We start from the raw sequence: 15,400 nt of genomic DNA on the forward strand, positions 1-15,400 counted from the left end.
ATTCAGCTTAATTTATTTCAAAATTTGTAATAAATATTGCAACAATGCTTCTACAAGCTGTTTGACCAAAGCATCTTGTGTCTGACCATCGACTTTCGGCACACTTATATTGGTTTCTGCTGGTCCATTTTTAGACTTAAATTTTTTCTGTAAGGCTTGTAACTGATCAGCCGAAACATCTGGCGCACACTGACTTTCACCATCCCAATGTGAATATGCAATTTTTTGATTGGCTTTTACTTGAGCCGTAGATAAAGGTAATTTATAAGTATTTCGCTTCTGCTCTTCTGTCAATTGCGGGAAAATATTGATACCTGTAAGTTCTTCTAACTGGCAGACACTCAAGATTTTGACCTGTAATGAATTATTATTGGGTGCGTAATAAGCCCCTATAATTCCTTCTTTAGGAATATAAATGGCTTTAAATACTGCCGTTGGAACAATCACTCCATTACCAATGGTGCTTAGTTTTTTACCTGAAAATACTGGACCAGTCACCACATAAACATCTTGCTTCTGCTTTGTCGCCATTGCACGAGTGGCTTCTTCTAATTCTCGCCAAACTTGCTGATTATTTTTTGGTGCTTGTGGCACCATATTGGCAAGAGAAAAACTATCTGCTTGGGATTGTTTCGTGGGCATATCACCATTTGGTGACATATGCCCACGGTCATAGCCTGAGCCTTTATAGTCTTTTAATAACGCACGATGTTCAGCATTCACGCGAAGCTCTTCATGGAAACTATCTTCACGTTTAATTTTTTGGCTTAAACGTTGTGGAGATAAATGCTCAGCCGTCCATAAAGGTGTTTTTGAAACACCCGAATACATCACATTAAAGCCATTAAAACATAGCGGATAACTATTTTTATTTAAGCTATCTTTCACTAAAAATGGAGGTTCTTCACGATAAAATTGTTTTAAGCACTCTGTACTTGTACCACTTGAAAATGGCATGAATTGCGCTATTTTTTCTTGTCCAAAGGCAATTGCGAAGCTACCTGTTGCAACTACACCTAAAACGATTTTGACCAACGAATTATTCAACAAAACTTTCCCTAAATTAAACTTCGTGTTACGACTTCTTTTCCGCGCCATTTTACCTACAAATCTTGATTTAAATGAGCTTTAATAAGCTTATTTATAGAAATAAATTATGTGAATTTTCAAATGAACAAAGCTTTAAGAATTGTTCCTGAATAAAAGCTGATTACCTGTAATGAATTGTTGTTGCATTAAGTGATATTTCTGATTGAAACGATCTGTCTAGAAATGTTGTATTAAACCTACTTTAGTCCATTCTGCTATCTAGAATGCTCAACATTGATGTTAGAACGACATATTTTGTCGTTCTAATTTATATATCTATATCTTGTATAGAAAGCAAAACAATAGACATAAAAAAACCAGAGCATAACTCTGGTTTCCCTGCATCCAAATTTAGCTTTTAAATCTCAATTTGACTACCCATTTCCACCACACGGTTCGATGGAATTTGATAAAAATCACTCACTGGACTGGTATTTCGTTGCATAGAAATAAATAACTTCTCACGCCATGGCGCCATGCCATCACCTAAGGTATGAATTAGACGATCACGAGAGATAAAGAAGCTGATTTGCATCATATCGAATTCAAAACTTAATTGCTTATAAGCCAATTCCAATGCTTGTGGAATATTCGGTTGATCTTTAAAGCCATAGTAGACGTAAATCCGATAGAAACGCGCATCAAGCACTTCTACTCGCACACGCTCCAAATCAGGTACATAAGGAACATCTCGAGTAATGACTGTGACGAGTATATTTTTCTCATGCAGCACTTTATTGTGCTTAATATTATGCAACATTGCATGAGGAACGATGTTTGGTGTACCTGTGAGAAAAACTGCCTCACCCGGAACAATCATCGTATCGCCATTTAAGCTGACACTTTTAATAAATAAATCTAAAGGTAAAGCATCTTTTTCAAGGCGACCAAAAACAATTTCTCGACCATTTTTCCATGTCATTAAAATCGTAAATACAATGGCACCAATCAAGATTGGAACCCATCCACCGGAAACAATTTTCAATGAGGTTGAGGCAATAAATATAATATCGATGATTAATAAAGGTATCGCAAATATGGCAACCTTCCATTTTGGCCAACGCCAAAGTCCATAAGCCAATACTGCTATTAAAATCGTGTCACAGAACATGGTCATGGTCACTGCGACACCATACGCATTGGCTAAATTCGCACTGGTCTGGAAAATCAAGATCAACAACAAAATCGAAATATAGAGAACCCAATTAATGAATGGGAGGTAGATCTGCCCTTGTTCAACATCTGATGTATGGTGAACTGTTAGACGTGGCAAATAGCGCAATTGAATTGCTTGATTTGCCATTGAGAATACACCAGTAATTACAGCTTGTGATGCAATAACAGCAGCAGCTGTTGCCAGTGCTATCATTGGATACAATGCCCACTCGGGAACCAATAAATAGAATGGATTTTCGATTGCAGCAGGATTACGCAACAATAACGCGCCTTGTCCAGCATAGTTTAGAAGTAAACAAGGTAAGACGATAATGAACCATGCCAAACGAATTGGTAAGCGTCCAAAATGCCCCATATCTGCATATAAAGCCTCACCACCTGTGACTGTTAAAATCACAGCACCCATTGTTAAGAAGGCAACAAAAGGCTGATGAAAAATAAAATTTAATGCCCAATGTGGACTGACCATGGTCAGTACATATGGTGTTTGACTAATGCTCCATATTCCAATCAAACCGATAGATGCAAACCAAGTTAATGTGATTGGACCGAAGAATTTACCCATTGTCCCTGTACCATGTCTTTGTACAAGAAACAGTGCAGTTAAAATACCCAATGCCAAAGGCATCAACCATTTATTAAACATCGGTGTTGCAATACTCAAACCTTCAATAGCTGAAAGTACAGAAATCGCTGGGGTGATAATGCCATCACCAAAGAATAATGATGCGCCGACAAATCCCAATGCAATTAAATAAATTTTCTTATTATCAGCAATGCGTGTGGAACGTAGATTTAATGCTAAAAGCGACATAATACCGCCTTCACCATTATTATCTGCTCGCATAATGACGGTGACATATTTAAAGCTAATGGTCAGCATTAAACACCAAAAAATCAGCGATAGAATACCCAATACAGTTGCTTCTGTAATCGCGATATGAGCTGTGAGGAAACATTGTCTTAAGGCATATAGTGGACTTGTACCAATATCTCCAAACACGACGCCTAATGCAGCGAGGGTGATTGCAGGCAGTGCGGCTTTCTTTGCAGTACTTTGCATATATTCGTCTTCGATGTAGACATAATTTTTCCGCAATAATATCACTGAGTAAAAAAATTTGCTCTAAATCAATTGTTGCTTGGCAGAAATGATTTTTTTGGTTATTATCGCTCGCCTTGGTGAGGTGTCCGAGTGGCTTAAGGAGCACGCCTGGAAAGTGTGTATACGTTTGCGCGTATCGAGGGTTCGAATCCCTCTCTCACCGCCAAGATTCATAAACATGTTGTAAACGAAGGCTTAAATCCAAAGGGTTTAAGCCTTTTTATTGTCTCTAGCAATCAATTAGCCCATCTTGAAATCGCCTTTAAGATGAGGGTATAAGTGGGGGTAAGATTTTTATCACTTTTTTTGTACCCCCATTTATTGACGGAATCAGTTCTCATGCTTACAGATGCCAAAGTTTGAAAGATAAAATACTTAGAGAACAAGAAATGTTAGTCAGATGAAAAGGTGTATGCCTAGAAGCTATTTCCGCAGTTGGAAGGTTTTGGTAATTTAAGTATTTTTTAAATGTCGTTTCTCAAGCTTATAATCACGTAACACTTAGAAAAGTAAATTAAGATCATCCATATACTTCTACCCTGTATTCTTCATAATTTAAAAATATTATTTTTATCTCACCATACCAACTGCAATTTACATAGAGTGAAGGATAAATTCATTTCATCCAAACTTTTAAGGATTAAGTTGAACTTGGCATAACTCAAGCCACTTATTCTTAAAATCATCTATCTCTTTCAATTTGGCTAAATCAGTTTTATACACAGGTGTTGCTTTCGCATCCAAAATCAGATTATTCAGCAATTGAACTTCTTGTGGATTAAGCTCTTCTTTATTGATTTCAATGTCATCTAATGACAAACCACTCTGATGAAATTGCATCAACATATCAGCAGTATCATCAATCAGTTCGCAAGCACTACTTTTTTCCGCACACGCATACGAACAAGAAAACAGCAGTAGTAAATAAATTATTTTTCTCATCGAAATCTCTTTTTTATTAAAATTGAATAAAGCTCACTTCATTCTTGCTTACTTTGGAATATTTAAACTTTTTATTAGATTCGTTCGGGCTACAAATCACTCATAAAATCAGCGATTCTTATTTCTTAAATTACTGAGCATCATCAATATTTTACATCATTATTAACAAGTTATTTTTCTCCTTTTAGGAAAGAATTTATATACAAAGTTTTATCGACTTAACATCAATAAAATTATGCCTAATTTTCAAAATTACAACACTATATCATAGAGATGCAATGTTCTTTAAGCATACTCAGATTGTTGATTGCCAGTCACAATCAATCGAATCCAACATAGAATAACTGCTATTCGGGAGCAAGAATGGATAACAGCACTAATTATGTCAAACAAATTAAAAATGCGAAACGCGGCGGATATACACCAACGATTGCAAAGGACGTTAATAAACACAAAATACAGAAAGCCATTCGGCTGATTGAGCAATGGCGAAGTTTAGCCAATGAACTTAAACCTCAAATGCAAATTGATATGGCTTTAACCTTAGAAGAGTGTGCTCAAGACTTAGACCAAATTTTAAGGAGCAAATAAGTGGCAATAAAAACAATCTCTCTTTTTAAATTAAATAATACATCTAGACCACTATTATTTTAAATTTCAAGTATTCACAATACATATAGCTCACCTTTCATGTTGGGCTATTTTATTTATGTTTAAAAATACTTTTTTATTCGGTATTAAGTATTTTTAAAATATTACTAAAATCTATTTAGAAAAATTAAAAATTTTTTTAGATTAATGTTTAAATATCGATAACGTGAAGAAAGAATTTATATTAATAATTTTATTTTTAGATTAACTAAACAATTTTAATTTAAAATAAAATATTTATAAAACAATATCTTAAATATTAATTTAAAAAATATTTAGTTTTTATTTATGAAATAAAAAGTTTATGTTTACAACCAATATTGAGTTTGATAATAATAGCGTTAAATAAGTCACACTAAAAATAAATATTATGAAAAAAATACAAATGATTTTATGTGGTGCATTATTTTCTAGCTGTACAGCTTTCGCAAATAATATTGAAACAACAGCAGTGAATTTAAATTCAACAACTCAGCTTAGTCATGATGCATGTCAATCATTTGCAAGTGCATTGGAACTCGCTAATAAAGGCGATGCAAAAGCTCAATATCAAATTGCCATGATGTATTTTAATGGTGATCAGGTTAAAACAGATCAAAAGCTTGCACAACAATGGTTATTGGCTTCAGCTGAACAAAATAATGTACAAGCTCAATATCGCTTAGCCACAATCGCTGAAATGGGTTTAAGTGGACAGAAGAATACACCTGAGGCTTTTAATTGGTATTTGAAAGCGGCGAACCTCGGTTATGCCAAGGCTCAATATAAAGTTGCGGACTTTTATCAAACAGGAATAGGCGTACAACAAGATCAGAATCTAGCACATGCTTGGTATGAGAAAGCAGCGAATAAAGGCAATACTTTGGCTCAAATTGCGCTCAAAAAATAATGATGTCTTTACACTGAACTTAACATTCTGATGATTGATGACTCCAGCCTCAACCATCTCCATAACAACAATAAATAATAATAACAATTAAGTGGTTATTTTTTGGCTTGCGTTCTTTGAATTTTTCTGTAGAATTCTCGCTACGTTGCCGGCATAGCTCAGTTGGTAGAGCAACTGACTTGTAATCAGTAGGTCCACAGTTCGAATCCGTGTGCCGGCACCATTTTAAACTTAGGTTCGCTTTTTAGTGAGCCTTTGTTGTTTCTAGAGATTCCTTTTTATTAATTGTCAAATTCAAAATTCTAACAATACATCACTCATTCAATCTCGCAGTAATCTGTACATATCTCACCAAACCATCTTGATATAATTTTTTGCATAATTTGGCTGTCATTTGGATTTTAAAATAATCTAAGTCGTGCTTCATTTTTTGTGCTTTGAGTATTGAATCAAAATAATTTGAAAAACCATGTAATACAGGTTCAGAAAAATCTTGTACCTCCATATCTATAAAAGCATGTTGTTTCAACATCATTTTTAATTGCTCTTCATCTAGCAAATTTTCTAAACGCACATCTGCCGATTTTAGTAACCATCGATATTGTTGTTTTTTTAATAGACTTGAATCTTTCCACTTTTCAGACCAAATTAAATAGTGAAACCCTAACCTCCCCCTCACGCTTAAAACACAACTTACGGAGTCTAGAAATAAATTTAACGGACTATGATAAGCAGCATCAATACATAGCACTGCATCAAATTTTTTTGACGATGGAATGATTGTTAAATTCAAAAAAGACTGACAATAAATTGCCTCTAAATTTTGAATATGTTCTTGAATGTGATCAACGCATTGTTTTTGTAATTCAACAGCAGCTAAGTGCTGAATATGATAATGCTGTTGCCAATGTAATAAGCTCGCTCCTTGTCCACAACCTAAATCAAGGAGATGATCCTGTGAATTTAAGGAAATAGCTTGTGCCAATTGATCCGCCAATTGACAACAAGCTTCAGGATAATGAGATGTATCGTTCCAATAGCCTAAATTACTCCAAGCGCACTCAGCATCATCCCCCAACTGTTTTGCATTGACTGCATATTTATGTTTGGGAAAACGTTGATGAATTGCTTGAAGCCATTTCATTTTCAAGAAAGCACACTCGAATTAATAACCCAATTGGGGAGCAACCTCAACTTTAGGTTTTAATCCAATAAATGGCAATGGCGCACCAAAAATTTCGGCAATATGCATCGCAGATGTCACGGCAGACTCTAAGATCGGCAAACCATCGCATGACCATGAACCACAATAAAACACTTTACGATCAGGTTCTTTATGACGTTGTTGCAGTTCTTTATTCAATGCCACGGTATCCATATTAACCACTGCACGAGTCAACGTTACCGTCGAAATCACTTTTTTAGGATCAATGGGTGTCACTGGGCGCCATGTTTGGAATACTGCTGATTTACCAACTAAGCTCGGCTCAATTGAGTTCAACCACACTGTAAATTGTTGACGAGTAAATTGACGATCCATCATATAGCTCAACACCGCCCAATCTTTACGATTCGGAGGCATCACAGTCGCATCGGTGTGCATTACCAATTCGCCCTGTTCAAATTTAAATTGATTGAGTAATGTAAGATCATCTGCAAATTGTTCTGCATTTAAAAAAGTGTCTAATTTATTGGTTGGCGTCGCCACTACAACACGATCAAAGAGAAATTTTTCCCCTTGTACATTCTCAACTAGGACTTGCTCACCCTGCTCTTCAATATTCGAAATCGCAGATCCACTCTGAATCTCGATACCTTCAATCAACTTATCAACCAATGCAGGCGTACCACCTTGTAAACGCAGTAAGGCATCACCATCGGTCAATTGTCTTAAAAAAACCAATAAAGGTTTAGCAGGCCATTCGCCAATCGTTTTCGGATCACAGGTGCAAATGGTATACAACACAGGCATCACAGCACCGTGTAAAAATACTTCTTCAATATCATTTTTATTAATAAATTCGGCAAGTGTAATCTCTTGATTATCTGATTTAAAAAATTGGTGAATGGCTGTTTTTAATTGCAACATGCCTTTTACTAAGCGCCAACCGTACTGTTTAATACTTTTACGACTATTAATGATTGGAAAATTACCAATGCGGGTACGTGATGTGGTGAGCCATGTTTCCGTTTTATTCTCGAATAACCAACTACACGCCATGAATGTGCGCACAGGAAAAGTTTGAATACCCAAATAGGCAGCAAGGCTTAAAGTATTCTGCCAAAGATGCGGATTCATCACACGTAAAGGCGCATCAATTAAACCACCTTCAAACTCAATACTGTGACTATCCATGCCTCGCCCAGGTAATGCTTCGAAGATGGTAATATGATGTCCTGCATCTTGAAGAATTCTTGCTGTAGCAAGACCAGCCATGCCACTACCAATTACTGCAATATTCAAAGTTATTATCCGAGATTGACTATTTTTTTTATTATGAATGATGCATGTTCAAAATACGGTATTAAAAAGTTCCAGTTTTCATCCTATTTATCGATCTCATCATTTTATTTTTGAATGATCAATCTCAATCAAATCGCTCTATTTCTTTAAGCAAATGAAACATTTTTCCTGATTTTGAAACGATATTTTTCTACTTTTTAGCACTTCTATAAAAATCGTTTAAAAATAAAACATATATTTTCACTATTTTTGAATTTTGGGCTTTACAAAGGAACGACGTTTGATTATTATGCGCTTACAAAATGTGAAATGAATCACACAAATTAAAATAAAAGATAACACATATAACCATAACAACAAATAAAAAAAGTAAACTACAGCGTAAAGGATCTCTATTGTGTGGGATAGAGATCCTTTTCTTTTTTATTAAATATTTCAATAAGATAAACTAAAAATAATTAATATTTGATTCTGTTTTAACAGCACTTTGAATCTTATTTCTAAAAATTTAAAAAAAAAGCAGATTTTACAATCTGCTTTTTTCCGTTTAGGCCTCTATGGCAATTTCACCAAATTTACCATTGTTGAAATCATGAAATGCTTGCATGATTTCTTCTTTGGTATTCATAACAAATGGACCATAACCTTCAATTGGTTCATTCAGTGGTAGACCTGTCAATACTAAAAACTTGGTATCTTGAATGGCCTCTACTTGAATCTCTGTTTCAGCATCTTTTGCAAAGATCACAACCGAATTATCCTGAACCTTTTGAGTACCGTTCAACAATAACTCACCTTCAAGTACAACCATTAAAGTCGTATGATCTACTGGAACGTGCACTTGTTGTGAATGATTTGCTTTTAATACAGCATCCCACACATTCACAGGACTAAAAGTATTTGCAGGCCCCTGTTGTTCAGCAAATTGACCTGCAATTACCCGAACCTGACCTGCATCATCTTCAAACTGAATCACAGGAATATCCTGAGACTCTATAGCTTGATATCTTGGTGCTGTCATTTTATCGGCAGCAGGTAAGTTGACCCAAAGCTGAACCATTTCAAATAGCCCACCTTTTTGGGCAAATTCTGGTGAATGAAACTCTTCATGCACTAAACCAGAACCTGCTGTCATCCACTGCACATCGCCTGTTTTAATAGTTCCGCCACCACCATGCGAATCTTTATGTGTCACTTCACCTTGGTAAGCAATCGTTACAGTTTCAAAACCACGATGCGGATGCGAACCGACACCATGTTGCTCTGAACTTGGCTCAAATTTATATGGAGAAGCATAGTCCAATAATAAAAATGGGCTAATGGCTTGACCTAATCGATCATAGGAGAATAGGTTTTTTACAGGAAAACCATCTCCAACCCAATGCATATTTTGGTTGCGATAAACACCAATAACTTTTTTCATTTTAAATCTCCTATCTCTAGGACTTATATTGAGGGCATTTTATTCGTTTTAAATAGGCAGTATTGTTAAATAGGTAGCACACTTCGTTGCATTAATAGAACGCTTAAACATAAAAAATCCAAGAGCTTAACTCTTGGATTTTTTCTTTCCCATACTATTTTTTAAATTTAAATTTTACCAATTAAATCAATTGATGGTGCTAATGTTGCTTCACCTTCTTTCCATTTTGCAGGGCAAACTTCACCTGGATGTGTATGTACATATTGTGCTGCTTTTACTTTACGTAGAAGTTCTTGTGCATCACGACCAATACCACCTGCATTGATTTCGATAATTTGGATTTTGCCATCTGGATCAATCACAAAAGTACCACGATCTGCTAAACCATCAGCTTCAATTAAAACTTCAAAGTTTTTAGCCAAAATCCATGTTGGATCACCCACCATTGCATATTGAATTTTTTTGATTTCATCAGAACTGTCATGCCAAGCTTTATGGGTAAAATGAGTATCTGTTGATACTGAATAAATTTCGACACCCATTTTTTGGAATTCAGCATAATTATCTGCTAAATCACCTAATTCTGTTGGACATACAAAGGTAAAATCGGCAGGATAGAAGAATACAACTGACCATTTCCCTTTTAAATTTTGCTCAGAAACTTCAATAAATTCGCCATTTTGATATGCCGTTGCATTAAATGGTTTTACTTCTGTATTGATTAAACTCATGAGATATTCCTCTAGCTTGATTTCATAGATTGCTTATTTGTGAAGCTAGAATACGAAATTTTATAAAATTGGTAAAACTGTACTTTTTTATAAAAACAATCGAAAAAATAGATCATAAAGCCCATTAACATCCTCTATTTAATTGAACATACCCATTCAAAATGATTATTTTTTAAAACTGAAATATATCAACTTGCCCTTTAAACCGATATTTATAAATGTATTAAAGCATTCCAAGCAGATTGGGCCAACACACTTTTATACTGTTGTGGTGAGGTTTTTACTTTGTTAGACAACCATGCACGGCAATAGCTTTCTGTTGCACCAATCACCAAAGATAAAAGTAATTCATGCGGAATTTTTTGAAGAATGGCAAAGTCTTGTTGCTGCTGAAACCATGCCATTAATGCTTGGTTCCGTTGTTGATTTCTGAGTTGTAGTTCTTCACTTGCGTTATTTTCTGTAATATTCAGTCTGGCTGTATATAAAAAGCTTGCAAAATCAGGATTCTGCTCAACCCAATCAATATAACTTTCAACAATAGAAATGATGCCTTGTTGCAAACTAGTCGCTTGTAGCAATGCTTCTTCACGGCGTTGTGATTGATCATCTAAAGCCGCAAAAAAAAGGGCTGAAATAATACCTTCTTTATTCTTAAAATGATGATAAATCACGCCAACACTGGCTTCAGCCCGATCACGAATCATTTCAATGGTTGTTGCTTCAATACCCTTTTCTAAGAAACATGAGAGCGCTTGCAATAAAATGATTCGCTTTAATTCAGCACGGCGACCCGAAAATATACGCTCAATTAAGATTTGATTAGTCATACAAATGCACCGCCTTTTAAGCATCACAAAAACAACGTTGACTTTATATCATGCAGATATCTACATTACAGCCAACAACAGAATTATATTCTGTATTAGAATAATATTCAGTTTGAATTTTCAATAAGGATAAAAATGATGAGCCAAGTTCTTAAACTGTGGAAAAAATTCTCCAATAAACCTGCAGGGAAATGGACATTTTCTAAAATGATCTGCTTGAAAGCGCCTTATTTTGGGAGTATTTCGCCGACTTTTGAAAAACTAGATGCCAATTATTGTGAAATTCGTATTCCTAAAAAACGTGCTGTACTCAATCATATTGGTACAGTACATGCTATAGCCATGTGTAATATGGCAGAGCTTGCAGGTGGGACCATGACTGAAGTGACAGTTCCATCATCACATCGTTGGATTCCAAAGGGAATGACTGTTGAATATTTAAAGAAGGCAGATACTGATCTTGTGGCTATTGCGATGCCAGCACAGCCATCTTTCCAATGGACTGAAGGCAGTGATTATCTTGTAAACGTTGATGTTAAAGATACTCAAGGCGAGATCGTCTTCCATGCCGTCATTACCATGTGGGTATCTGCTAAAAAGAAATAATCTTTAGACTTCCCAAATCAAATTTAAAATGTAAAAAACCCTTTGTTTTCACAAAGGGTTTTCTTTTGATGATGATCTGCCCTTTTAACTTATACAATAATTAAAAGAGCGATATCTCAAATGTCTCAAAATGGTAAATCATCATCTAAATCAGCAGGCGCTTGTACAGGTGCAGCAGGTGCCGACTGTGGTTTAGGCGATTGGAAGCCTTGGTTTACATTACCATTGCTATTGTTGCCATAACCGCCTTGGTTTCCACTTTGCTGATTATTAAATCCGCTATTTTGTGGCTGACCATAACCACCGCTTTGCTGGTTATTATTGTTGTTATTAAAACGTGGTTGGTTAAATCCACCATTATCACCAGAACCTTCATTCTGTTGACGATTGTTTGAATCTAACATTTGCATTTGTTCACCACGAATTTCAGTGGTATAGCGCTCTTGACCATTTTGGTCAGTCCATTGGCGTGTACGTAATGAACCTTCAATATAAACTTTAGAACCTTTACGGAGATATTGCTGAGCAATTTCACCTAAACGGTTATGTAAAACTATACGGTGCCATTCAGTTTGTTCTTTGCGTTCACCCGTATTTTTATCAGTCCACGATTCGCTTGTCGCGATTGAAAACTGAGTTAAAGACCCACCATTTGGGAAAGTTTTAGTTTCAGGATCTTTACCCAAAGTACCAACTAAAATGACTTTATTTACACCACGCATCAGACGTTATCTTCCTATTCAATTCTATGTTTTACTTTATAAGAGTTATGTTTAAATGGCTACCTCTTTACCCAACAAGTGCGTTAAATGTTGTCGCGCAGCATCATCTAAGAGCTGTTTATCAACTTTTACATAAGCCACTTGTTGTTCAGACATCACCACGACCTCTTCAATACCATGAATTGCCAGTAACTGAGAAGTCCAATCATCGGTTTGTTTATCTTCAGGTAATCGCAAAACAATCGAGGTTAAATAACGTGGTTGAGCTAACCCAAAACTAATCAGCAACCAAATTATAGCAATAGCCGATAATACACTCCAACCAATCGCAGTATTATGTAACATTAATAATTGACCGCCTAAAATCCCGCCACAAAATGCACCTAAAAATTGTCCGCTGGCATTTACGCCCATCGCAGTTGCTTTAGATTGAATTGGAGCAGATTTAGACAGCCATGATGGCAGTAAAGCTTCCATCACATTAAAGGCAATAAAGAATAAACCTAAGCCTAAAAGTAGAATATATTTAGATTGATAGCCAAAAATAAGAATCAATAAACCAATGATAATCCCAGCGATCGCTGTTAAAAATATGCCTCGCATCTTGCGATATTTCTCAGCCAGAATAATGCTTGGAAATGCAAAAAATAGACTCAGTACAAGTAGGGGTAAATAAACCATTCCATGCTTAGACAAAGGAATACCTGCAACCTCAATCAACTGAGAAGGGACATAAATAAACATTGCTGTAAGTAACAAATGCAATGCAAACACAGAAACATGGAGTCTATTTAAGTCACCCATTTTGAGAACTTGTTTTAGCTGACTAATATAACCTTGCTTATAATTTTTATGATGACGTGTGGTTTTAGGCACCATAAACACCATTAAAATTGCAAGCAATCCCATAATGGTGGTGACCCAAAACAGACCTGAAATGCCCATCAAACTAGTGAGCCAAGGCCCCAAACTAAAAGCAACCACAAAGGATAAACCAATGCTCATGCCCATGGTTGCCATGGCTTTTGAACGTTGTTCCTCTCGTGTCACATCTGCAAGCAATGCCATCACTACCGCAGAAACAGCCCCTGCACCTGCTATAGCACGCCCAATAATCACACCATAAATGGTTTCAGACATTGCAGCCACAGCACCGCCTAAAGCGAAGAGCAATAAGCCAAAAATAATTAAAGGTTTACGACTAAAACGGTCTGCCAAAAGGCTAAAAGGAATTTGTAATAAAGCTTGGCTTAAACCATATACACCAACAGCTAATCCGATAAGTGCTGGCGTTGCATATTGGTAAGATTGCCCTGCCACCGCAAATACTGGGATGATCATGAACAATCCCAACATGCGTAATGCAAAAATACTGCTTAATGCAAAAGTTGAGCGACGTTCTAAGGCATTCATCATATTCACTGGCTATCAAAATTGGCGATTCTGTTATCTCCACATCATCGCACATTGCTGCAACTTTGTGGAAACATTGAACATAAAAAAGGACGCAATATATGCGCCCTCCATTTTAAACAAATATCTTAAATATGGATTAACTATTTACAGTTCGTTTGTTGTATTGGATTGATGCAAAAATTGCCCAAACAATAAACGCCACACCAATAAGACCTGTAACCACTTCAGGAACATGTACACCCGTACCACTTGCCAGCATAATAAATGCTAAAGCACCAATGGCATAATGCGCACCATGTTCAAGGTAGATATAAGCATCCAATGTGCCTTTTTCTACCAAATAAATCGTCATTGAACGAACAAACATCGCACCAATAGCCAGACCTAGCATGATAATGACAACATCTGAAGTAATCGCAAATGCACCAATCACACCATCAAAACTGAATGATGCATCAAGGACTTCAAGATAAATAAAACCACCAATACCTGCTTTAATTACACCTGAAGGCGCACCACTGGCATCATGTCCAATCGCATTACCATCCTCATCTACTTCAGGCTCACCACCTAACATATGGCTTAAAACTTGTACGCCAATGTAGATCACAATACCCCAAATACCAGCCATCGTTACCACAAGACGTTTTGCTTCTTCTACATTTGCAGCCATGATGAGTAAAGCAATCAGCGCAACAAATACAGACATCGCAGGAACATTGGCAAGGTTGGCTAAACGGCGTTCTAACCATCTAAACCAGTGTGTATCTTTACCTTCATCTAAGAAGAAGTTTAAGAATACAAGCAATAAAAATGATCCACCAAATGCTGCAATTTCAGCATGATGTGCCATCAATTTTGCTGAATATTCAATAGGATTATTCAAAGCCATCTTCACGACTTCAAGCATTCCCATATCTGCTGTCACAGCAACAATCACGATTGGGAAAACCAAACGCATACCAAAAACAGCAACTACAATACCGACTGTTAAGAAGATCATTTTCCAGAAATGATCCCATCCTCGTAAAACTGAGGCATTCACTACGGCATTATCAAATGAGAGGGACACTTCCATGACTGCTAAAATTGCAGTAATGGTCAGTGCTGTGAACATGGTTTGTAAACCTGCTTGTGGACCATGGGTATAACCCCAATAAGCAGAAATAGCCAAACACACGATCGTAAAAAATATAGAGAAACCAAAATGTTTCATGGAACGACCTATGCACAATTATTTATAATGAAAATTCTGTAAAACTTAAAAGAAAATTTAAGATTTAATTGGATGTGATTATGACAACTTTTTCACATTTAACCAAAATTCTTCGTATGATTTTTTGAATTCTAGTCTGC

The 15,400-nt window shown here is 36.0% G+C and carries 14 protein-coding genes and 2 tRNA genes; 5 read left to right on the forward strand and 11 right to left on the reverse strand.

Annotation, left to right across the window (positions count from 1 at the left end; all coding sequences use genetic code 11):
• Positions 1-12: 12 nt before the first annotated feature.
• Positions 13-1,098, reverse strand: a complete 1,086-nt coding sequence (locus tag B9T35_RS03650; RefSeq protein ID WP_086189770.1) for a DNA/RNA non-specific endonuclease — start codon at positions 1,096-1,098, stop codon at positions 13-15.
• A 349-nt stretch (positions 1,099-1,447) separates the two neighbouring features.
• Positions 1,448-3,328, reverse strand: a complete 1,881-nt coding sequence (locus B9T35_RS03655; protein ID WP_086189771.1) for a potassium transporter Kup — start codon at positions 3,326-3,328, stop codon at positions 1,448-1,450.
• Positions 3,329-3,446: 118 nt separating this feature from the next.
• Here B9T35_RS03655 and B9T35_RS03660 point away from each other — a divergent pair.
• Positions 3,447-3,536 (forward strand) — tRNA-Ser (locus B9T35_RS03660).
• Between the two features lie 467 nt (positions 3,537-4,003).
• Here the strand turns inward: B9T35_RS03660 and B9T35_RS03665 are convergent.
• A complete protein-coding gene (locus B9T35_RS03665; RefSeq protein ID WP_086189772.1) occupies positions 4,004-4,312 on the reverse strand; it encodes a hypothetical protein in 309 nt (102 codons plus the stop codon).
• A gap of 363 nt (positions 4,313-4,675) precedes the next feature.
• Here B9T35_RS03665 and B9T35_RS03670 point away from each other — a divergent pair, with 363 nt between their 5' ends.
• The 3 genes from B9T35_RS03670 (at position 4,676) to B9T35_RS03680 (ending at position 6,075) form a co-directional block, all read left to right on the forward strand.
• Positions 4,676-4,903: a hypothetical protein gene (locus B9T35_RS03670; protein WP_086189773.1), complete on the forward strand. Its 228-nt coding sequence runs from the start codon at positions 4,676-4,678 to the stop codon at positions 4,901-4,903.
• A 430-nt stretch (positions 4,904-5,333) separates the two neighbouring features.
• On the forward strand, positions 5,334-5,852 hold the full coding sequence (locus B9T35_RS03675; RefSeq protein ID WP_086189774.1) for a tetratricopeptide repeat protein: 519 nt from the start codon (positions 5,334-5,336) through the stop codon (positions 5,850-5,852).
• Between the two features lie 147 nt (positions 5,853-5,999).
• Positions 6,000-6,075: transfer RNA gene (locus tag B9T35_RS03680), tRNA-Thr, on the forward strand.
• Between the two features lie 90 nt (positions 6,076-6,165).
• On the opposite strand, the gene B9T35_RS03685 is transcribed toward B9T35_RS03680, so the two are convergent.
• From B9T35_RS03685 to B9T35_RS03705, 5 genes are all read right to left on the reverse strand, one after another.
• Entirely contained in the window at positions 6,166-6,996 is an 831-nt protein-coding gene (locus tag B9T35_RS03685; RefSeq protein WP_086189775.1) for an SAM-dependent methyltransferase, read from the reverse strand.
• A gap of 21 nt (positions 6,997-7,017) precedes the next feature.
• Positions 7,018-8,316, reverse strand: a complete 1,299-nt coding sequence (locus B9T35_RS03690; protein ID WP_139841998.1) for an FAD-dependent oxidoreductase — start codon at positions 8,314-8,316, stop codon at positions 7,018-7,020.
• Between the two features lie 547 nt (positions 8,317-8,863).
• Positions 8,864-9,739 (reverse strand): pirin family protein, encoded by an 876-nt coding sequence (locus tag B9T35_RS03695; RefSeq protein WP_086189776.1) that lies wholly within the window; start codon positions 9,737-9,739, stop codon positions 8,864-8,866.
• A 167-nt stretch (positions 9,740-9,906) separates the two neighbouring features.
• On the reverse strand, positions 9,907-10,470 hold the full coding sequence (ahpC, locus tag B9T35_RS03700; RefSeq protein WP_086189777.1) for an alkyl hydroperoxide reductase subunit C: 564 nt from the start codon (positions 10,468-10,470) through the stop codon (positions 9,907-9,909).
• A gap of 212 nt (positions 10,471-10,682) precedes the next feature.
• A complete protein-coding gene (locus tag B9T35_RS03705) occupies positions 10,683-11,300 on the reverse strand; it encodes a TetR/AcrR family transcriptional regulator (RefSeq protein WP_086189778.1) in 618 nt (205 codons plus the stop codon).
• A gap of 138 nt (positions 11,301-11,438) precedes the next feature.
• On the opposite strand from B9T35_RS03705, the gene B9T35_RS03710 reads away from it, so the two are divergent.
• The gene (locus B9T35_RS03710) at positions 11,439-11,906 is read left to right on the forward strand and encodes a hotdog fold domain-containing protein (RefSeq protein WP_086189779.1); all 468 of its coding nucleotides are present in this window, start codon (positions 11,439-11,441) and stop codon (positions 11,904-11,906) included.
• Positions 11,907-12,031: 125 nt separating this feature from the next.
• Here B9T35_RS03710 and ssb read toward each other — a convergent pair whose 3' ends face one another.
• From ssb to B9T35_RS03725, 3 genes are all read right to left on the reverse strand, one after another.
• A complete protein-coding gene (gene ssb, locus B9T35_RS03715; RefSeq protein WP_086189780.1) occupies positions 12,032-12,628 on the reverse strand; it encodes a single-stranded DNA-binding protein in 597 nt (198 codons plus the stop codon).
• A gap of 51 nt (positions 12,629-12,679) precedes the next feature.
• Positions 12,680-14,044 carry an MFS transporter gene (locus B9T35_RS03720; protein WP_086189781.1) on the reverse strand — a complete coding sequence of 455 codons (1,365 nt, stop codon included), beginning with the start codon at positions 14,042-14,044 and terminating at the stop codon, positions 12,680-12,682.
• 136 nt (positions 14,045-14,180) lie between these two features.
• The gene (locus B9T35_RS03725; protein ID WP_086189782.1) at positions 14,181-15,260 is read right to left on the reverse strand and encodes a DUF475 domain-containing protein; all 1,080 of its coding nucleotides are present in this window, start codon (positions 15,258-15,260) and stop codon (positions 14,181-14,183) included.
• Between the last annotated feature and the right edge of the window lie 140 nt (positions 15,261-15,400).

It is taken from the genome of Acinetobacter sp. ANC 3832 (assembly GCF_002135415.1).
Classification (GTDB): Bacteria; Pseudomonadota; Gammaproteobacteria; order Pseudomonadales; family Moraxellaceae; genus Acinetobacter.